This is a genomic window from Nioella nitratireducens, assembly GCF_001879715.1.
In the GTDB taxonomy this organism is placed as follows: Bacteria; Pseudomonadota; Alphaproteobacteria; order Rhodobacterales; family Rhodobacteraceae; genus Nioella; species Nioella nitratireducens.
This window is the reverse complement of record NZ_MNBW01000004.1, coordinates 158052-175108: the sequence shown is the minus strand read 5'-3', so window position 1 is coordinate 175108 and position 17057 is coordinate 158052. Positions and strand designations below refer to the sequence as shown.

At 65.0% G+C, this 17057-nt stretch carries 18 protein-coding genes; 6 read left to right on the top strand and 12 right to left on the bottom strand.

The window, feature by feature from the left end:
* Window positions 1–151: 151 nt before the first annotated feature.
* From BKY27_RS05140 to BKY27_RS05130, 3 genes are read right to left on the bottom strand one after another with little or no spacing between them, the layout of a single operon-like run.
* Complete coding sequence (locus BKY27_RS05140) at window positions 152–667, bottom strand: hypothetical protein (RefSeq protein WP_071673370.1); 516 nt, start codon at window positions 665–667, stop codon at window positions 152–154.
* On the bottom strand, window positions 664–1686 hold the full coding sequence (trpD, locus tag BKY27_RS05135; RefSeq protein ID WP_071673369.1) for an anthranilate phosphoribosyltransferase: 1023 nt from the start codon (window positions 1684–1686) through the stop codon (window positions 664–666). The genes BKY27_RS05140 and trpD overlap by 4 nt, the downstream gene beginning before the upstream one ends.
* A complete protein-coding gene (locus BKY27_RS05130; protein WP_071673368.1) occupies window positions 1683–2279 on the bottom strand; it encodes an aminodeoxychorismate/anthranilate synthase component II in 597 nt (198 codons plus the stop codon). Before BKY27_RS05130 ends, trpD begins: the two co-directional genes overlap by 4 nt.
* A gap of 180 nt (window positions 2280–2459) precedes the next feature.
* Here BKY27_RS05130 and BKY27_RS05125 point away from each other — a divergent pair, with 180 nt between their 5' ends.
* Window positions 2460–3833, top strand: coding sequence for a divergent polysaccharide deacetylase family protein (locus tag BKY27_RS05125; RefSeq protein WP_071673367.1), 1374 nt, complete (start codon window positions 2460–2462; stop codon window positions 3831–3833).
* Window positions 3834–3999: 166 nt separating this feature from the next.
* On the opposite strand, the gene BKY27_RS05120 is transcribed toward BKY27_RS05125, so the two are convergent.
* A complete protein-coding gene (locus tag BKY27_RS05120; RefSeq protein WP_071673366.1) occupies window positions 4000–5202 on the bottom strand; it encodes a pyridoxal phosphate-dependent aminotransferase in 1203 nt (400 codons plus the stop codon).
* 118 nt (window positions 5203–5320) lie between these two features.
* Here BKY27_RS05120 and BKY27_RS05115 point away from each other — a divergent pair, with 118 nt between their 5' ends.
* From BKY27_RS05115 to BKY27_RS05105, 3 genes are all read left to right on the top strand, one after another.
* A complete protein-coding gene (locus BKY27_RS05115) occupies window positions 5321–5746 on the top strand; it encodes a helix-turn-helix domain-containing protein (protein WP_071673465.1) in 426 nt (141 codons plus the stop codon).
* A complete protein-coding gene (locus BKY27_RS05110) occupies window positions 5743–6015 on the top strand; it encodes a succinate dehydrogenase assembly factor 2 (protein WP_071673365.1) in 273 nt (90 codons plus the stop codon). The genes BKY27_RS05115 and BKY27_RS05110 overlap by 4 nt, the downstream gene beginning before the upstream one ends.
* A gap of 90 nt (window positions 6016–6105) precedes the next feature.
* The gene (locus BKY27_RS05105; RefSeq protein ID WP_071673364.1) at window positions 6106–6603 is read left to right on the top strand and encodes a MarR family winged helix-turn-helix transcriptional regulator; all 498 of its coding nucleotides are present in this window, start codon (window positions 6106–6108) and stop codon (window positions 6601–6603) included.
* A 68-nt stretch (window positions 6604–6671) separates the two neighbouring features.
* Here BKY27_RS05105 and BKY27_RS05100 read toward each other — a convergent pair whose 3' ends face one another.
* Entirely contained in the window at window positions 6672–7589 is a 918-nt protein-coding gene (locus BKY27_RS05100; protein ID WP_071673363.1) for a PHP domain-containing protein, read from the bottom strand.
* A 98-nt stretch (window positions 7590–7687) separates the two neighbouring features.
* Here BKY27_RS05100 and BKY27_RS05095 point away from each other — a divergent pair, with 98 nt between their 5' ends.
* Window positions 7688–8248, top strand: coding sequence for a tetratricopeptide repeat protein (locus BKY27_RS05095; RefSeq protein WP_146636176.1), 561 nt, complete (start codon window positions 7688–7690; stop codon window positions 8246–8248).
* On the opposite strand, the gene BKY27_RS05090 is transcribed toward BKY27_RS05095, so the two are convergent.
* The 7 genes from BKY27_RS05090 to BKY27_RS05060 all read right to left on the bottom strand — a co-directional run bounded on the left by BKY27_RS05090 (window position 8236) and on the right by BKY27_RS05060 (window position 15625).
* On the bottom strand, window positions 8236–8928 hold the full coding sequence (locus BKY27_RS05090) for a hypothetical protein (RefSeq protein WP_071673361.1): 693 nt from the start codon (window positions 8926–8928) through the stop codon (window positions 8236–8238). The two genes, BKY27_RS05095 and BKY27_RS05090, sit on opposite strands and share 13 nt — an antisense overlap.
* Complete coding sequence (locus BKY27_RS05085) at window positions 8925–9755, bottom strand: ABC transporter permease (protein WP_071673360.1); 831 nt, start codon at window positions 9753–9755, stop codon at window positions 8925–8927. Before BKY27_RS05085 ends, BKY27_RS05090 begins: the two co-directional genes overlap by 4 nt.
* Window positions 9752–11173 (bottom strand): ABC transporter permease, encoded by a 1422-nt coding sequence (locus BKY27_RS05080; RefSeq protein WP_071673359.1) that lies wholly within the window; start codon window positions 11171–11173, stop codon window positions 9752–9754. Before BKY27_RS05080 ends, BKY27_RS05085 begins: the two co-directional genes overlap by 4 nt.
* Complete coding sequence (locus BKY27_RS05075; RefSeq protein ID WP_071673358.1) at window positions 11170–12273, bottom strand: ABC transporter ATP-binding protein; 1104 nt, start codon at window positions 12271–12273, stop codon at window positions 11170–11172. Before BKY27_RS05075 ends, BKY27_RS05080 begins: the two co-directional genes overlap by 4 nt.
* A gap of 91 nt (window positions 12274–12364) precedes the next feature.
* The gene (locus tag BKY27_RS05070) at window positions 12365–13486 is read right to left on the bottom strand and encodes an extracellular solute-binding protein (RefSeq protein WP_071673357.1); all 1122 of its coding nucleotides are present in this window, start codon (window positions 13484–13486) and stop codon (window positions 12365–12367) included.
* Window positions 13487–13768: 282 nt separating this feature from the next.
* The gene (locus BKY27_RS05065; RefSeq protein WP_071673356.1) at window positions 13769–14821 is read right to left on the bottom strand and encodes an ABC transporter ATP-binding protein; all 1053 of its coding nucleotides are present in this window, start codon (window positions 14819–14821) and stop codon (window positions 13769–13771) included.
* Window positions 14822–14845: 24 nt separating this feature from the next.
* Complete coding sequence (locus BKY27_RS05060; RefSeq protein ID WP_071673355.1) at window positions 14846–15625, bottom strand: IclR family transcriptional regulator; 780 nt, start codon at window positions 15623–15625, stop codon at window positions 14846–14848.
* 120 nt (window positions 15626–15745) lie between these two features.
* Between BKY27_RS05060 and BKY27_RS05055 the strand changes: the two genes are divergently transcribed.
* The gene (locus tag BKY27_RS05055) at window positions 15746–17005 is read left to right on the top strand and encodes an ABC transporter substrate-binding protein (protein WP_071673354.1); all 1260 of its coding nucleotides are present in this window, start codon (window positions 15746–15748) and stop codon (window positions 17003–17005) included.
* Window positions 17006–17057: the final 52 nt, after the last annotated feature.

Below are 17057 nucleotides of genomic sequence, written 5' to 3'. Positions count from 1 at the left end.
TGGCGCAGGGGTAGCGTGGGCCGTGCGGGAAGGGAAGGGTGCGGCCGTTCGACAGGCCGCAGGGGCGGTCCGTGGGCCGGTGTTGCAAAGGTCGAATGCCTTGCAACCGGGCCAGCCCCCGGGCCAACGGAACGACCCCTGTCAGCCGAGGCTACCGCGCGCCGCCAAAACGCCGCAGCAGGACCGGCCCAAGCCCGGCGCCAATCGCCGGAACCGCCCCCATAAGGATCAACACAAGCGACAGCATCAGGTCGGTCGGGCCCGCTGCAAGGCGATCTCCACGATTGCGCTCGACCTGCGCCGGGTCATCGGGCAGCGAAATCACCGTGACGCGGTCAAGCGATCCGTTTTGGAAGGCGGTGTATTCATCGGGGGTCAGATAAATCTCTGTCTCGACCTCGCCGGATCCGGTGCCCAAACCGATGGTGGCGCTGTAAAAAACGCTTTCGGCGCTGCGGGCGGCGACCTGACTGGGCAGACGGCTGGTTGTGACCCGCGCCGAAAGAATCCGCGCCTCCACCTCGGTGCCGTGCTGGGCAAGGGCGCGGGCAATGCGGCGGGTCTCGGGCAGGTGCGAGAGGTTGAACACGCCTATCACAATGGCGACTGAGCCGACAATCACGACGAACCAGCGCAGAAACGGGCGGCCGCCAGCGGGGGCAGTCATCCTGCAGCGGCGGACGTCACCCGCGCCACCGTCTCGACGGCGCGCAGCGCAGCGCCGGAATCGATGCTCTGCGCGGCTTTCTCAACGCCGTCAGGCAGGGTGCCGACCGCATCGGCCACCAGCAAAGCCGCCGCCGCATTCAGCAGCACCGCGTCGCGATAGGCCCCGCCCGTGCCCTGCAAAAGCGCCCGGAACGCGGCGCCGTTTTCTTCGGGTGTGCCGCCCACAATGGCCTCGAACGGGTGCGTCGGCAGGCCCGCGTCGGCGGGCGTGACCTCGAACTCGCTGACCGCGCCGTCTTTCAGTGCCGCCACGGCGGATGACCCGGCGATGGACAGCTCATCAGTGCCATCCGAGCCGTGCACCAGCCATGCCGCCTCGGACCCGAGCGCCCCCAGAACCTCGGCCATTGGCCGGATAAGCCACGGCGCAAAGGCGCCGGTCAGTTGACGTTTGACGCCTGCGGGGTTGGTCAGCGGTCCCAGCACGTTAAAGAGCGTCCGGGTGCCAAGCTGCTGGCGGGTCGGCATCACATGGGCAATCGCCGGGTGATGCATCGGCGCCATCATGAAGCCGATCCCGGCCTCGCGCAGCGATTGCTCCACCACCGGCGCGCCGACCATGACCTTGATGCCCATCTGGGTCAGCGCATCCGCCGCCCCGGATTTGGAGCTGAGATTGCGGTTGCCGTGCTTGGCCACCGGCACGCCCGCGCCCGCCACGACAAAGGCCGTGGCGGTCGAGATGTTGAGCGTGCCCTTGCCGTCGCCGCCAGTGCCGACGATGTCCATGGCGCCCTTGGGTGCCTTCACCGGCACGCATTTCGACCGCATGACCTTTGTTGCGGCGGCGATTTCGTCCACGGTCTCGCCGCGCACCCGCATCGCCATCAGCATACCGCCGATCTGCGCATCGGTCGCTTCACCGTCGAAGAGCAGACCAAAGGCCCGCTCTGCCTCGTCCCAAGTCAGGCTGCGCTCGGCGACGGCGGCGATCAGCGGCTTCATCTGGTCGCTCATGCCGGTTCCTCCTGAACAGCGCCGGGCACGTCACGCAGAAAATTCTTCAGCATCGCGTGGCCATGTTCCGAGCGGATGCTTTCAGGGTGGAATTGCACGCCCTCGATGGGAAGCGTCTTGTGCCGCAGGCCCATGATGGTGCCGTCATCCAGCCAGGCCGTCACCTCCAGACAGTCCGGCAGGCTGTCGCGATCGACGATCAGGGAATGGTAGCGCGTCCCCAGCAACGGAGAAGGAAGACCCTCGAACACGCCTTGGCCCGCGTGGTGAATCTCGCCCATCTTGCCATGCACGATTTCATGGCAGCGCACGACCTTGCCGCCGAATGCCGCGCCGATTGTCTGGTGGCCAAGGCAGACACCCAGCAAAGGTGTGCGGGTTTCCGCCGCCGCCGCGGTCAGCGACAGGCAAATCCCTGCTTGCGCCGGATCGCAGGGACCGGGCGACAACACGATTCCCGCAGGGTTCAGCGCCATGGCCTGCTGCACATCCAGTGCGTCATTGCGCACCACATGTGGCACTGTTCCCAATTCGCCCAGATAGTGAACAAGATTGTAGGTGAAACTGTCGTAATTATCGATCAGCAGCAGCATCGGCCGGGGTCCTCGTCGCAAAAAGGGGTGCAGCCGGGCCGCACGCCGCGCTATACATGCACAGGGCCGCCCGGCATGGTCAAGCCATGCGACAAGAGAACGGCCTGCCCGGAAAAGGGCGAACTTGGACGAATGGTCGCGCCACGCGGGGCGCGGCAGGGGCAGAAAGAGAGAAAGATCATGGGCAGAGGTCTGATTTCCGGTCTCATCTGGGGTGCTTTGCTGGCCATCGTGGCGGTCGCGCTGTTGTCGCTTGGCGCCCCGTTGCCCGACCGCCCGTCGCCAGCGACGCCCGTGGTCACCGCCGCCCCCGAAACAGCGCCGCCGCCCCCGTCGGCAAACACCGATGACGGCAGCATGACCGGGGCAACCGGTGCGGTGACGCAGGCCCCCCCCCCCACCGAGGCCGCATCCCCCACCGAGACTGCGCAGGGTGCCAGCACGCCGTCCGAACCCGAACGCACCGCGACCGGTCCGGCCTCGGAAATACCGCTGCCCGCAGGCTCTGAATTCAATCGTCCGCCGGAAGAGCGCGACCCCGCGCTGCCCGGTATCGACACGGCCCCGGCCGCGCCTCCGCAGGTGGTGACACAGGTGCCCTCGCCGGTTGCGTCCCCGATGCCCAACACCTCGTCAGCCCCGCAACCGACGGCGACGGCCGCGGTCGAGGCGCCACAGGCGATGCCATCCCCCGAGACCGACGACACCGTGACGGGGCCGGGCAACTCCGCCCCGCTGCCGCCGCTGGCGGAAGACCAACCCACGCCTCTCGGCCTGCCGCAGATCGAGGCCGACCCCGCCGCCGAAACAGCCTCGGCCCCGCAGGGACGGCCCTTGCAACCGATCACCGATCCCCTGACCGAAGCCGATCCAGAAGGCCCGGCGCGCGCCATCGACCTTTACGCCGCGCCCTTCGATGCGGCGGAAACCCGGCCCCTGATGGCGGTGATCCTGATCGACGACGAGAGCTTTCCGCTTGGCCGCGATGTGCTGACCCGGTTCGATTTTCCGGTCACCTTCGCCATCGACCCACGCCGCCCCGACGCAGCCGAAGCCGCACAGGCCTATCGCGCCGCGGGGTTCGAGGTGGTGATGATGGCGGATGTGCTGCTTGAAGAAACCACGCCCGACGAGGTGCCGGATTTGCTGCATGGCGGCTTTGACATGGTGCCGGAGGCCGTGGCGGTTCTGGACACGCCCGCGCAGGCGATCCAGGGTCGGCGCGACGTGCTTGAAACGGTCGTCGAGGATCTGGCCAGCAGCGGCCACGGGCTGGTGGCTTATCCGCGCGGGCTGAACATGGCCGAACAGGCCGCCGGGCGCGCCGGTGTTCCGGCGGCGACCCTCTTTCGCGAGATCGACGGCGACCGCGAGCGGGCAACCGTTATTACACGTTACCTTGACCGGGCGGCGTTCGCAGCCGCGCAGGAGGGGACGGCCATCGTGGTCGGTCACACCTATTCCGACACCGTCACGGCGTTGTTTTCCTGGGCCTTGGGCACCCGGTCGAGCGAGGTGGCGCTGGCGCCCCTGTCGGCGGTGCTGACGCGGTAGGCAGGATCGCCGCGCCCGGTCGGGCACGTCGACCGGGGATGCGCCTCGTCAGGCTCCGCTGGAGCCTTCCTCGGCGCAGGGCCTCCGGCGGGAGTATTTTTGCCAAGAAGAAGAGCCAGGGGGCCAAGAAGAAACGCCCCGGCCGCAGGGCCGGAGCGTTTCTTGGTCAGGTCAGCGCCGCGCAGAACGCCTGAATGCGCTCGCAGGCGGTTTTCAGGTTCTCGTCCGACGTCGCGTAGGACACCCGAAAATTGGGGCTAAGGCCAAAGGCCCCGCCGAAGACCACGGCCACCCCGTTTTCTTCCAACAGCGCCGTGGCGAAATCCTCGTCGGTTTCAATCAGTTTGCCGCCCGGCGTGGTCTTGCCCATGCAGCCCGCGATCGAGGGGTAGACGTAGAACGCGCCTTCGGGCGTCGGGCAGGTGATGCCCTTGGCCGCGTTCAGCATATCGACCACCATGTCGCGGCGGCGTTTGAAGATCTCGTTATTCATGGCGATGTAGTCCTGCGGGCCGTTGAGGGCCTCGACCGCGGCCCACTGGCTGATCGAACAGGGGTTGGACGTGGACTGCGACTGGATCTTGCGCATCGCGCCGATGAGTTGTTCAGGCCCCGCGGCATAACCGATGCGCCAGCCGGTCATCGCATAGGCCTTGGACACGCCGTTGACGGTCAGCGTGCGGTCGTAAAGCCCCGGTTCCACCTGGGCCGGCGTCACGAATTCGAAATCGTCGTAGACCAGATATTCATACATGTCGTCGGTCATCACCCAGACATGGGGGTGACGCATCAGCACGTCGGTCAGCGCCTTCAGTTCATCATGGGTATAGCCCGCGCCGGTCGGGTTCGACGGCGAGTTGAAGATGAACCACTTGGTGTTCGGCGTGATCGCGGCCTCCAGCTGGTCGGCGGTCAGCTTGTAGGCATTGTCGGCCGACGCTTCGGCAATCACCGGCTCGCCGCCCGCCAGCAGCACCATGTCGGGGTAGCTGACCCAATAGGGGGCGGGGATCACCACCTCGTCGCCGGGGTTCAGCGTGGCCATCAGGGCGTTGTAGAGAATCTGCTTGCCGCCGGTCCCGACCGAAACCTGCTTTGGGGTATAATCCAGCCCGTTGTCGCGCTTGAGCTTGTCGCAGATCGCCTGTTTCAGCTCGGCAATACCATCGGGCGCGGTGTATTTCGTTTTTCCCGCATCAATGGCCGCTTTCGCAGCGGCGCAGATGTTCTCGGGGGTGTTGAAATCAGGCTCGCCAGCCCCGAGGCCGATCACGTCCTTGCCTGCCGCCTTCAGCTCGGCTGCGAGGGTCGAGACCGCGATGGTCGGAGACGGTTTCACACGGGCCAGCGTATCGGACAGGAAGCTCATTTTCTGTTCTCCAGAGTTTCAGGCCGGACAGATCGTCCGGTTTACATCGGGCGAACCCATGCTTAGGGTCGCCTCGCCTGACGATCAAGGGGCTAGACGTCCCGGAAGAGGAGCGATGATGACGGATACCACGCAAGAAACCGGCGACCCGGGCAGCCACGACTGGTTCTCCGATGACACCGCCACTTTCGGCGATCGTCTGGCTGGCGCGCGCGATGCGCTTGGGCTGACCCAAGAGGACATGGCCCGCCGTCTCGGTGTCAAGCTCAAGACCATCGTGGCGTGGGAAAACGACTGGAGCGAGCCGCGCGCCAACAAGCTGCAAATGGTGGCGGGGCTGCTCAACGTCTCGATCCGCTGGCTGCTGACCGGCGAGGGCACTGGCCCGGACGAGGCCGACTTTACCGATGTGGAAGGCGACCTGAAGCAGGTGCTGCTGGATCTGCGCCAGATGCGGCAAGAACATGCCCGCATGGGCGAACGCATGGGCCGTCTGGAAAAGCGGCTGCGCCTGACCCTGAAAAAGGAAGAGGATCGCCCATGAGTGGCGAGACCCGAGAGATTCGGATCAAGCGCCTGCGGATGCGCGCGTGGCATCGGGGCACCAAGGAAATGGACCTGCTGTTGGGGGGGTGGGCCGACGCCCATCTGGACGGCGCCGATGATGCGGCGCTGGACCTTTTCGAGCGGGTTCTGAACGAAGAGGATCAGGATCTCTATCAATGGGTCAGCGGGCAGCAACCAGCCCCTGCCTACATGGCGGCCTTCGCCCGCGATCTGGCCGATGGCGCGGCTGCGAAACTGATCGGCTAGGGCGCGCACCGGGAAAAACCGCGCGGCGCTTAACGCATTCTTTGGACTTATCGGCAACTCTGCCCGGCAAGCAGAGTTGCGGAGACCAAGATGAGTGTGCACAGCCCCCTAGCGGAATCGTCCCGGCATGGTGTCCTGCCGGGCTATCTTGAAACGCTGGCACTGGTGGAACGGCTGCACAGGCTCTTGCTGGATGTCATCAAGGATGAATTCGAGCGGGTTGGCACGCTGGACATCAATGCCGTGCAGGCGCTGCTGCTGTTCAATATCGGCGACCATGAGGTGACGGCGGGCGAATTGAAATCGCGCGGCTATTACCAAGGGTCGAACGTGTCCTACAATCTCAAGAAGCTGGTCGAGATGGGCTACATGCACCATCAACGCTGCGAGATTGACCGCCGCTCGGTGCGGGTGCGGCTGACGGACAAGGGCCGCGAGGTGCGGCAGGTCGTGACCGACCTTTTCGCGCGCCACGCCGAAGGAATCGAGGACCGCGGCGTGCTTGGTCCGGACGGAATCGATCAGGTGACCCATTCCCTCAAGCGGATGGAACGCTTCTGGTCCGACCAGATCCGGTATATCTACTGAGCGCTTTCTGCCCGTGTCCCGCGAAAGGGATGGCCCCGCCAGCGGGGCGAGGCCGGGGCCGGGGACGTCTAACGCCAGATCGGGTTGGTCCAGCCGCGTTTTCCGGCGGCGTCCACCACCGTCACCCGCAGCCAGGGCGAGCCTGCGAGCCGTGCCATCGGCACCTCGGCCCGCGTCATGGAGCGTCCATGGGTCGCCGTCGCAGCCGAACCATGGCCCTGCACGATTACGGCTGCGGCGCTGGTGCATTCCACCACCACCTTGTCGTTTTCGACAGCGACCGAGCGGATGTCCGGCCCTTGCGAGGAATAGAACCGCCCCGCCTTCAAGGCCTCCAGCAGCGCCTCGGGGTCGTTTTCCTCGGCTTTCACCATGACCCATCCGCCGAAATGGTCCGGCTCGGTGAAATGGGCGTCATCGGTGGCGATCGCGGTCAGGCGGCGGCCTTCGGACAACAGCAGGTCGGCGGTGTGCCAGCCATCGGGCCGGTCACAGCCGGTGGCGCAGCCGTGGTTGTAGACCTCGACCGCATGGGCGGCTTCGATGCTGCGCGCGTCGTCCAGCGTCAGGCCCGACCATTGCGGATGCGCCACGGCAACAAAGGCCCCGGCCTCGCGGCAGCGCGCGGCCAGTTCCGGCCCGGTTTCCTGCCCGTCGACGGGACGAAAGCCCGGCGCGTGGGGGGGCTCGAAATCGGCGGGCAGCCCAACGGCAAGGATGTGCCACAGCTCGCCGTTGCGCATCGCGCCGGAATGGACCTCGGCCCCGAGAATGGTGGTGAACGTCGCGTCCCGAAATCCGGCTGTGTCCACGATGGGGTAGTCATAGGCCCCGATGAAATGGTCGGTGAGCGCGATGAAATCATAGCCCTCCGCCTTGTAGCGGCGGCAGACCTCTTCCGGCGTCAACGCCCCGTCGGAGCGGTTGGAATGGGTGTGCAGGTTGCCGCGATAAAAACGGCCGGGGGCCGAGAAGAGGTCGGTCATGGACGGGGACTCCGAAGGGGTTATCGTGCCCTCATGGCACGGGAATTTCACAGTTTCATGACGTGCGCCTGTCACAAAGCTGCGTTATGAGCTGCGGGATGACCATGCTCGCCCAGCTTCCCCGTCTTTTGGCCCGTCAGGATTGGACAGGGGCCGAGGCCCTGTTGCGCAAGGCCGCTGTCAAAGGCGCGTCGGCGCCGGTCTTCTACAACCTTGCCAAAGTGTTGGAAATGCAGGGCAAGGGGCGCGAGATGGCCCCATGGCTGGAAAAGGCGGTGGCCGCCGATCCGCGCCACGTCAATGCGTGGTTCGAACTGGGGCGGCTGCGCATGGATGTGGTCGAGGATCTGCCCGGCGCGGAGGCCGCTTTTGCCAAAGTGGTGGCCCTCGGTGCCGACGATGCCGATGCGTGGCGCAACCTTGCGCGCCTGCGTCTGCGCATGGCGGATTGGCGGGGTTGCGCCGCGGCGCTGGCCCATCTGCCAGAGGATCGCGAGACCCTGCCGATGTCCTATCGCGTGGCTTGCGAACGCGGCGAGGATGCCAAGGAACTGCGCGCCCGGATGCTGGCCGACCCGACCCTGCGACCCGCAGCGCTCAAGGCGTTGACGCGGGTGGCGAAAGGCACCTTGCCCCTGCGCCTGCCTCAGGCGCGATAGCTCTTGCGATAGACACCGGGGGCGGCTTGCAGCGCCTCTTGCACGCGGCGGCTTTCGGCGACGTCCTCGGGCCTCATGGTCTCGACCGACAGTCCCGGCTGCGCGCGGGGCACCGGGATGACCTGCGCGACCGGCGTGCCCTTGGGCAGGACGCCTGAAAACGCCGCATCGGTCCACAGGGCGGGGAAATGCACATAGCCGTGGCTGAATCGGTCGCCGCTGACGACACCGGACAGCGTCTGAAAGGGCAGATCGGCGCGGTTGAGCGGATGGGTGAACAGCAAATCCCAGCCCTGCGGCGCTTCCAATGTCCAGTAATTGGTGAATTTCACCGCGACTTGCCCCGCCAGGTCAATCGGCACTCCCGTGGCCTGCTCGGGCACATGCACACCCACGGGCGCGCGGGTGATCGGCGCGTCGGTGATGGTGGGGAAATCCCAGTCCCAGCTCAGCGCGCCATCCCGCACATACAGGTCGCAGGGCAGCGGAATCACCAGCCCCAGCGACAGCGCGTCGATGAAAGGCGGACAATGCTTCAGCGTGCGCACCGTCGCGCCGCCCAGTGTCTCGCTCGCCACCTCTTGCGGCATCTCGCGCAGCCAACCGGGCAGGGCGCGCGCCGCCGGGATCGGCGGCGGCAGCAGGTCGTTCAGCGCCGGGTGGCAACGGGCGATGATCACGCGGGGCGTTCCTTTCTTTGCAGCAGGGCGTGCCCCACGGCAAAGGCCACCGTCAAGAGGATGATGATCGTTCCGACCGCGTTGATCACCGGCGGGTGGCCGTTCGGGTTGCGCGCCATCGCACCGATTTCGGTGGCGAAGGTGCAAGCGCCGCCCTTTGCGAACATCGTGGTGTTGTAGTTTTCCATCGAGGCGAGAAAGGCGATCACGGCAGCGGAAAACAGCGCTGGCGCAAGGAAGGGCAGGGTGATCCGCCGGAAGGTCCGCCAGGGCGATGCGCCAAGGTCCAGCGCCGCCTCTTCCAGTTCCACGGGCTGGCGTTGCAGCCGCGCCATCAGGATCAGCATCGGATAGCCCGCGATGAACGTCACTTGCGCCATCATGATGGTGAACAGCCCCCCGTTCACCCCGACCCGGCCCCAGAACACCAGCGCCGACAGCCCAAGCACGATCCCCGGTGCCAGCATGGGCGACAGCAGCACCCACCACAGGACCGAGTTGAAACGCGACTGCCAGCGGGTCAGCATCACCGCCCCGGCAAGGCCAAGCAGCAGCGACAGCGGCACGACCACCCCCGCCACGGTCAATGAATTGCCAAAGCACTGGGCAAATCGGTCGCGGTCCAGAATACGCAGAACCGGGTCGGCGCGCAGATCCTCGACCGGCATCCAGAAGAAGCGATACCACTTGGTCGTGAAACCTTGCCAATCCGTGACGCTTGGCGGCGACGTGTCGTTGAACGAGGTCACGATCATCAGCAGAAGCGGCGCGAACATGAAGGCAAGGAAAAGCCATGTATAGGCCGAGAGAAGACGTTTGGAGGTCATTGGGCCCTCGCGAAATCTTTGAGCCGCGTGCGCATCAGCCACATGAACAACGCGACGAGCGCAAAGCAGACGATGGTGTAGGCAAAGGAATAGGCCGCCCCGACATTGGAGTTCTCGGACTCGAAGAACTTGTTGTAGATCGTCTGGCTGAACCATTCCGCCTGAAGACCCCTGCTGATGATGCGGGGCACGGAAAAGGCCCCCGCCGACAGCATGAAGGTGGCGATGCATCCCACGGCGATGCCGGGCTTGGCATGGGGGATGATCACCCGCCAATGCACGCGGGGCGCACGCGCGCCCAGGTCCCGAGCCGCCTCGATCTGGTTCTTGTCCAGCGTCGACATCACGTTCAACATCGGGAAAACCATGAACAGCACGTAGGTGTAGGCGATCACGACAAAGACCGTGCCGGGCATCCGCGTGAACTGGATGGGGTCGGCAATCGCGCCCAGCCAAAGCAGTAAAGAGTTGATCAGGCCCCGATTGTCGATGATCGTCGTCCAGGCATAGACGCGCATCAATTCGACAATCGCGTAGGGAATGATCAGGCCCAGCATCAGCCACACCACCTTGTCGGCAGGCGTGGCCAGCGCCACCTTGTAGGCAATCGGGTAGCAGATCAGCAGTGACAGACCAGTGGCCATCACGGCAAAAATCAACGTCCGCACAAGGTTGGTCAGGCCAAGCCGCTCGTAAAGCGCGCCGTCCTGTTCAAAGCGCAGGCCGATCAGATCGTAAAGCCGGTTCGAGATCAGCCGATCCTCTGTGGCTCGCATCTCGTCGCTCAGCGGGATCAGCCGGGGGGCCATCAGCACCCGGAAATTCGACAGGGTAAAGGCCGGGGCGTTGGATTCGCGCTCCAACAGGTCGCGGTAGAGCGTGTTGCCAAGCTCGGCCAGCGCGGCGGCCTGGTCGATCTGGTCGGCAAGCGGCGCGGTCTCGTCGACAAAGACCAGCGGCAGGTCATAGATCTCGTCCAGATATTCCTCGACGCCGGCTTCGCGGACCAACCTCACATGGGTCGTGGCGCGGTCGCATTGCAGGATATAGGGGCGCGTTTGACCGGCGGGGGAATTGTTGCTCATAGACGGGATCGCCATGCCGCCTGCCGAGGGCACCGCCATGGTGCTGGACGAGGGCACGGCCATGGCGCCGGGCGAGGGCACGGCCAGCCCGCCAGTGTCGGCGGGGGCGGGGGCGTCATCCTCGGGATAGGTCGTCAGGACCGAGCGGCAGGTATTGGCATCAAAACGCAGGGTGGCGGCGATGGAACTGTCCAGATCGCGGGCAGGCGGGGTCAACGCACGCTCGACCATGGTGATCTGCGGCAGGATGATCAGCGCCAGCCCCCACGCCAGAACCGCCGCCACAAAGACCGCCGTCAGCGCCTTGCCATAGGTGCGGAGAAGCGCGGTCATGCGGCGTGTTCCCCACCGGTCTTGGCCACCGGGCCTTCGGGCAGGACCAGCGCCGCCTCGGGCAGGAAGCCGACGCTCGTGGTCCCTTGCGGCAGCGGCGCGCCGGTGTTGACCATGTGGGCGGCCAGCGGCTGCCCGGTGGCTGTGGCCCTCAGGTGCAGGGTCAGGAACGCGCCCTCAAGGTCGCGGCGCTCCAGCGTGGCTTCGATCCGGTTGACAAGATTGCCGGTGTCGATCCGCAGATGCTCGGGCCGCACGAACAGCATTGCCTTGCTGCCCTCGGCCATGTCGGTCGGGTTGCGGGCGATCATCTGGCCAAGCGCGGTGTCCATGCGCACCAAGCCACCCTCACGCGATGTGATGGTGCCGGGCAGCGCGTTCACTTCGCCTACGAAGGTGGCGGCAAAGGCCGTCAGGGGCTGTGAATAGACTTCGTCGCCGGTGCCCACCTGTTCGATCCTGCCTGCGTTCATCACCGCGATCCGGTCCGACATGGTCAGCGCCTCGGATTGGTCGTGGGTGATGTAGATGAAGGTCACCCCGGTCTTTTTCTGGATGCCGCGCAGCTCGGTCCGCATATGTTGGCGCAGCTTCAGGTCGAGCGCCGAAAGCGGTTCGTCGAGCAGCAGCACCGATGGCTCCACCGCCAGAGCACGGGCAATGGCCACCCGCTGGCGCTGACCGCCCGACAATTCGCCCGGCTTCTTCGACCCTTGGTCGGCCAGCGCAACGAGGTCCAGCAATTCTTCGGCCTTGGCGAGGCGGGCCCGCTTGGACATGCGGCGTGCCTCCAGCCCGAAGGCCACGTTTTCGCGCACGCTCATCAACGGGAACAACGCGAGGTTCTGAAAAATCAGGGCGGTCGGCCGCGCATTGGGCGCCTTGCCGGCCTGGTCGTCGCCCCCGATCAGGATGCGCCCCGCCGACGGCTGAACAAAGCCCGACACGGCGCGCAGGATCGTGGTCTTGCCGCAGCCGGAGGGGCCGAGAATGGAAAAGAACTCGCCCGGACGGATCGTCAGGTCGGTCGGATGCACCGCCGTGAACCCGTTGGAATAGGTGACGGATACCCCGTCGAGCGCAACGTCATTGCCTTGCATGGGGCCTCTTGGGGCTGTGCCGCCCCGGCATGGGTTTCGGAAATGGAAATGGGTCCGGGGGCGAAGACCCCCGGACCCGGACGCCAGCGGATCAGGCGTTGGTGATGATTTCCACCATTTCGTTCCGGATCGGAGCGAAGAAGGGGGTATCGGCCTGCCACCACCACATGTTGTTCAGAACGTCGGTGGTGTAGACTTCGTTGAACTGGCGGCGGAACTCGTCCGACGCGTAGTCGGCAGCGCCGGTCACGGCCGAGTTGTAGCCGGTGTTGTTTGCGAACATGCCGCCCACTTCCGGCTGCAACAGGAAGTTCATCAAGGCCACGGCCTGTTCCGGGTTGGCGGCCTGGCGCAGCATGCCGAAGCTGTCGAGCCAGGTGATGATGCCTTCCTTGGGCGCGCGGTAGACGAAATCGGCGTTGTCGCGGTTCAGCAGCAGGCCGGTGGTGTCCCAGGTCTGGCCGATGATACAACCGGCTTCGGTAAAGGCCGAGGTGGCTTCGGTTGCGTTGTTCCAGAAGGCGCCGAAATGCTCCTTGCGGGCAACAATCCATTCGACGATTGCCCCCCAGACGCGGCGGGCGTCGTCTTCCGAGCGATAGACGTCCAGCATGCGGTTCGACGGAACTTCACCGATAGCGTCAAGGTAGAGACCCACGCCCATGATCACCGATTTCTGGCGGAACGCGGCCTTGCCGATGGTTTCGTCGCGGAACAGGTCGGAATAGGACAGGTCGGCATCTTCGATGGCCAGGTCGGCCCGGTTCAGCGTGATACCTTCGGTGCCCCAGTCGAAGGGCAGCAGGATTTGCTGGCCGTTATGCATGCCGCCCAGACCGGCCGAGTCGCGCAGGAACGACGGGATCACGGCATCGACATTCACGTCGGCCGGAACTTCGGCGAAATAGCTGTCGCCGTTCTCGTCGACATAGCTGGCCGAGTTGGTGATCGACGGGAACACGATGTCGAAGCCGCGACCGCCAGCCGAGCGGATGGTCGATTCTGCTTCGTCATTCGAGCCAAAGGTGGTCAGGTCCAGCGTGATGCCGGTTTCGGCTTCAAAGCGCTCGGCGATATTGGGCTGGATGTAATCCTGCCACGCCAGCACGCGAACGGTGCCCGAGGTGGCCAGCGCATCGGTTGCGCGCAGAACGACGGGGGCGGCCAGTGCGGCCGTAGACAGCTTGAGAACGGAACGACGAGTCAGCGCCATTTGAGAACCTCTTGAGTTTCAGCACCCCGGCTGGGGCGAATGCAGATGCGTTACTCAGGTTCCGTAACAGCCTGACGTCGGTTTCGTGACGCGCGGGTGACAGACGCGCAGTGACCGACTGATGTTCGGGGGCGGCCGCCGGGCGACAGCCGGGGGGCACTGGCCGCCCGTCGGGCCGCGAGCCCCCGAAACGGACGCGTCCGGACCCTTGTGCAGAGCCCGGCCAGTCGCAAGGATGAATACGGCAGGTCGCCCAGCCCCCGCCGTCCGTTTCGCCCGTGCTCAGCGCAGGCGGACGCCGCTTTGCGTGTCGAAGAACAGGGCTTCGCCGTCCTCGACGCTGATGCCGACCCGGCTGCCCGATTGGGGCGAACTCTGGTCATGCGCTTCGACGATCATCCGGGTGCCATCCCCGGCGATCAGGTAGTGATAGGCCACGCCGCCCAATTGTTCGGACAGGTCCACCTCGTGGCTGTCGCCTTGGGCCAGCCGCAACCGCTGCGGGCGCACACCGACGGTGATCGGGCCGTCGCTGGCCGAGGCGGGGGCGGGCAGGGCCTGACCGCCAAGCGCGGGCACTGACACCGCGCCATTGGCCACCGTTCCGGAAAAGAAATTCATCGCCGGGCTGCCGATGAACCCGGCCACGAACTGGTTTTCGGGGTCGTTATACAGGTCCAGCGGCTTGCCGATCTGTTCCACCCGGCCATCGCGCAGCACCACGATCTTGTCGGCCAGCGTCATTGCCTCGACCTGGTCGTGGGTGACGTAGATCATCGTCGCCCCGATTTCCTTGTGCAGCCGTGCGATTTCAACCCGCATCTCGACCCGCAATTCGGCGTCAAGGTTGGACAGCGGCTCATCGAACAGGAACACTTCCGGCCCGCGCACGATGGCGCGCCCGATGGCCACCCGCTGCCGCTGACCGCCCGAGAGGGCCTTGGGTTTGCGGCTCAGGTAATCGTCCAGCTTCAGCACGCGCGACGCCTCGGCCACCTTGGCCTTGATCTCGGCCTTGGGATGGCCGGTCATGCGCAGGCCAAAGCCCATGTTCTCTTCGACTGTCATATGAGGGTAGAGCGCGTAGGTCTGAAACACCATCGCCACGCCGCGTTCCGACGGGTCCACCCGTGTCACGTCGCGCGGGCCGATCTGGATCACGCCGTCGGTGGTTTCCTCCAGCCCCGCGATCATGCGCAGCAAGGTGGATTTCCCGCAGCCCGAAGGCCCAACGAAAACGCAGAATTCCCCGTCCTCGATCTGCATGTCCACGCCGTGGACCACCTGCACATCCCCATATTTCTTGATGACACTGTTCAGCGATACGCCTGACATGGCCTTGGTCCTCCCCGGATGGCGTCAATTGACGGTGGGAAATTGCCACGCTGTGGCCTCTTCCCCGACTTTCTGTGTGGTTTGCAGCAGGTCCGGCTGAAACGCGCGGATGCTGTCGAGCGAATGGCGGGTGGTCGATGTGGCGATGGAAATCGCCCCGATGACCCGACCGCCATTGGTCATGATCGGCGCGGCGATCGAGATGATGCCCGCCTCGTGTTCTTCCCGGTCGAAGGCAACGCCCTCGGCGCGGATCTGGTCCAGTTCCTTGAGCAGCGTGTCGACGCTGGTATGGGTCGCGGGCGTATATTTCAGGAAATGCTGCTGCTTCAACGCTCGCTCGCGCCGTTCCGGCGTCATGAAGGCAAGGATCGCCTTGCCCACCCCGGTGCAATATCCCGGCGCCACCAGCCCGGTTTGGGCCAGCGTTTCGAACCGGTCGCTCATCTTCTGCTTGTCGACGAACAGAACCTGCCCCGATTCCATCTGGGCCAGGTGAATGGTCTCGCCCACCTTGGCGGCCAGCACATCCACGTAAGGCCGCGCCACCGTGGCCAGTGTCGCCTGTTTCCATGCCGAATGCGCCAGCTTCACCAGCCGCAGGCCCAGCGTGTAGCTGCCGGTATCGGGATCATGGGTCAGCATTCCCTGATTCGTCAGGGTTTGCAGCAGACGATACAGCGTTGCCTTGGGGTGGGGGCTTTGGTCCAGCAGGTCCGAGAATTTTACCGGGCGACCGAACGCGGCGACAGAATCCAGCACGTCCAAGGCTTTGCCGACCGTTCCGTCCCCAGCTTTCGTCATCCTGTCCCTCCCAAGACTGCCCCGGCGCCCCGAGGAAACTGTTGACACACTAGCGATCAGTCTGCATGTTTTCAACTATAGAAACTAAGTTTCACATAATGGAACCAAAGGGAGGACACTATGCGTTCCATCATCAAGACTCCGCTGGCTGTGCTGGCGGCAACCACCATGCTTTCGGGAATGGCCGTCGCGCAGGATGACCTGAGCGGCACATTGCGCATCTTCTCGGATATGTCGAACCCAGCCCCGCGTGCGATCATCGAAGGGCTGGCGGCGGATTTCGACGCCATGCACCCCGATCTGACGGTTGAACTGACCGTGGTCGACCGCGAAGCATGGAAGACCCAGATCCGCAACGCGCTGTCGGCCAACCCGCCGGACGTGGTGAACTGGTATGCCGCCAACCGTATGCGCCCCTATGTGGACGCGGGCCTGTTCATGGACATCACCGATTGGTGGGACGCGGGCGATTATGACGGGCTCGACTCCGTGCGTGGCGCGATGACCCTGGATGACCGCCAGTGGGGCGTGCCCTACACCTACTACCAGTGGGGCGTCTATTACCGCGAAGACATCTATAACGAACTGGGCCTGAGCGAACCGACCACCTGGGACGAGGAACTGGCCAATTGCCAGGCGATCATCGACTCGGGCCGCTCCTGCTACACCATCGGCACCCGCTACTTGTGGACCGCTGGCGGCTGGTTCGACTATCTCAACATGCGCACCAACGGCTTCGACTTCCACATGGCCCTGGCACGGGGCGAAGTGCCGTGGACGGACGAGCGGGTGCGCCAGACCTTCGCCAACTGGCGCCAGCTGATCGACATGGGTGCCTTCATCCCCGATCACCAGACCTATAGCTGGCAGGATGCGCTGCCCTACATGGTCAATGGCGAAGCGGCGGCCTACCTGATGGGCAATTTCGTGGTGCCGCACCTGCGCGAAGCCGGTTTGACCGATGACCAGATCGACTTCTACCAGTTCCCGATCATCACCGAAGGACTGCCGCAGGGCGAAGACGCGCCGACCGACACGTTCCACGTTCCGTCCGGGGCGCAGAATGTCGAGGCCGCGCGGGCCTTCCTCGCCTATATCACGTCGCCCGATGTGCAGACCGCGATCAATGGACCCGATGGCCTCGGCCAGCTTCCGGTGAACGCCAATGCCAGCGTTGCGGATGACGAGTTCAACCAGCAGGGCTTCGAGATGCTCAGCCAGAATGCCCAAGGCGGCATCGCGCAGTTCTTCGACCGCGATTTCCCGGCCGAAATGGCGTCGATCGGCATGGAGGGCCTGCAAGAGTTCATGGTCTTCCCCGACCATCTCGACGACATCCTCGGTCGGCTGGAACAGGCGCGTCAGCGCATCTACGACTGATCCCGCCCCACAGCGACGCCCCGCTTGACGGCGGGGCGTCCACGCCCCCGTT

Excerpts from the sequence above, each read along its gene's own strand:
- BKY27_RS05140 (WP_071673370.1), bottom strand. The coding sequence starts at position 667 with ATGACTGCCCCCGCTGGCGGCCGCCCGTTTCTGCGCTGGTTCGTCGTG.
- trpD (WP_071673369.1), bottom strand. The coding sequence starts at position 1,686 with ATGAGCGACCAGATGAAGCCGCTGATCGCCGCCGTCGCCGAGCGCAGC.
- BKY27_RS05130 (WP_071673368.1), bottom strand. The coding sequence starts at position 2,279 with ATGCTGCTGCTGATCGATAATTACGACAGTTTCACCTACAATCTTGTT.
- BKY27_RS05125 (WP_071673367.1), top strand. The coding sequence starts at position 2,460 with ATGGGCAGAGGTCTGATTTCCGGTCTCATCTGGGGTGCTTTGCTGGCC.
- BKY27_RS05120 (WP_071673366.1), bottom strand. The coding sequence starts at position 5,202 with ATGAGCTTCCTGTCCGATACGCTGGCCCGTGTGAAACCGTCTCCGACC.
- BKY27_RS05115 (WP_071673465.1), top strand. The coding sequence starts at position 5,321 with ATGACGGATACCACGCAAGAAACCGGCGACCCGGGCAGCCACGACTGG.
- BKY27_RS05110 (WP_071673365.1), top strand. The coding sequence starts at position 5,743 with ATGAGTGGCGAGACCCGAGAGATTCGGATCAAGCGCCTGCGGATGCGC.
- BKY27_RS05105 (WP_071673364.1), top strand. The coding sequence starts at position 6,106 with ATGAGTGTGCACAGCCCCCTAGCGGAATCGTCCCGGCATGGTGTCCTG.
- BKY27_RS05100 (WP_071673363.1), bottom strand. The coding sequence starts at position 7,589 with ATGACCGACCTCTTCTCGGCCCCCGGCCGTTTTTATCGCGGCAACCTG.
- BKY27_RS05095 (WP_146636176.1), top strand. The coding sequence starts at position 7,688 with ATGACCATGCTCGCCCAGCTTCCCCGTCTTTTGGCCCGTCAGGATTGG.
- BKY27_RS05085 (WP_071673360.1), bottom strand. The coding sequence starts at position 9,755 with ATGACCTCCAAACGTCTTCTCTCGGCCTATACATGGCTTTTCCTTGCC.
- BKY27_RS05080 (WP_071673359.1), bottom strand. The coding sequence starts at position 11,173 with ATGACCGCGCTTCTCCGCACCTATGGCAAGGCGCTGACGGCGGTCTTT.
- BKY27_RS05075 (WP_071673358.1), bottom strand. The coding sequence starts at position 12,273 with ATGCAAGGCAATGACGTTGCGCTCGACGGGGTATCCGTCACCTATTCC.
- BKY27_RS05070 (WP_071673357.1), bottom strand. The coding sequence starts at position 13,486 with ATGGCGCTGACTCGTCGTTCCGTTCTCAAGCTGTCTACGGCCGCACTG.
- BKY27_RS05065 (WP_071673356.1), bottom strand. The coding sequence starts at position 14,821 with ATGTCAGGCGTATCGCTGAACAGTGTCATCAAGAAATATGGGGATGTG.
- BKY27_RS05060 (WP_071673355.1), bottom strand. The coding sequence starts at position 15,625 with ATGACGAAAGCTGGGGACGGAACGGTCGGCAAAGCCTTGGACGTGCTG.
- BKY27_RS05055 (WP_071673354.1), top strand. The coding sequence starts at position 15,746 with ATGCGTTCCATCATCAAGACTCCGCTGGCTGTGCTGGCGGCAACCACC.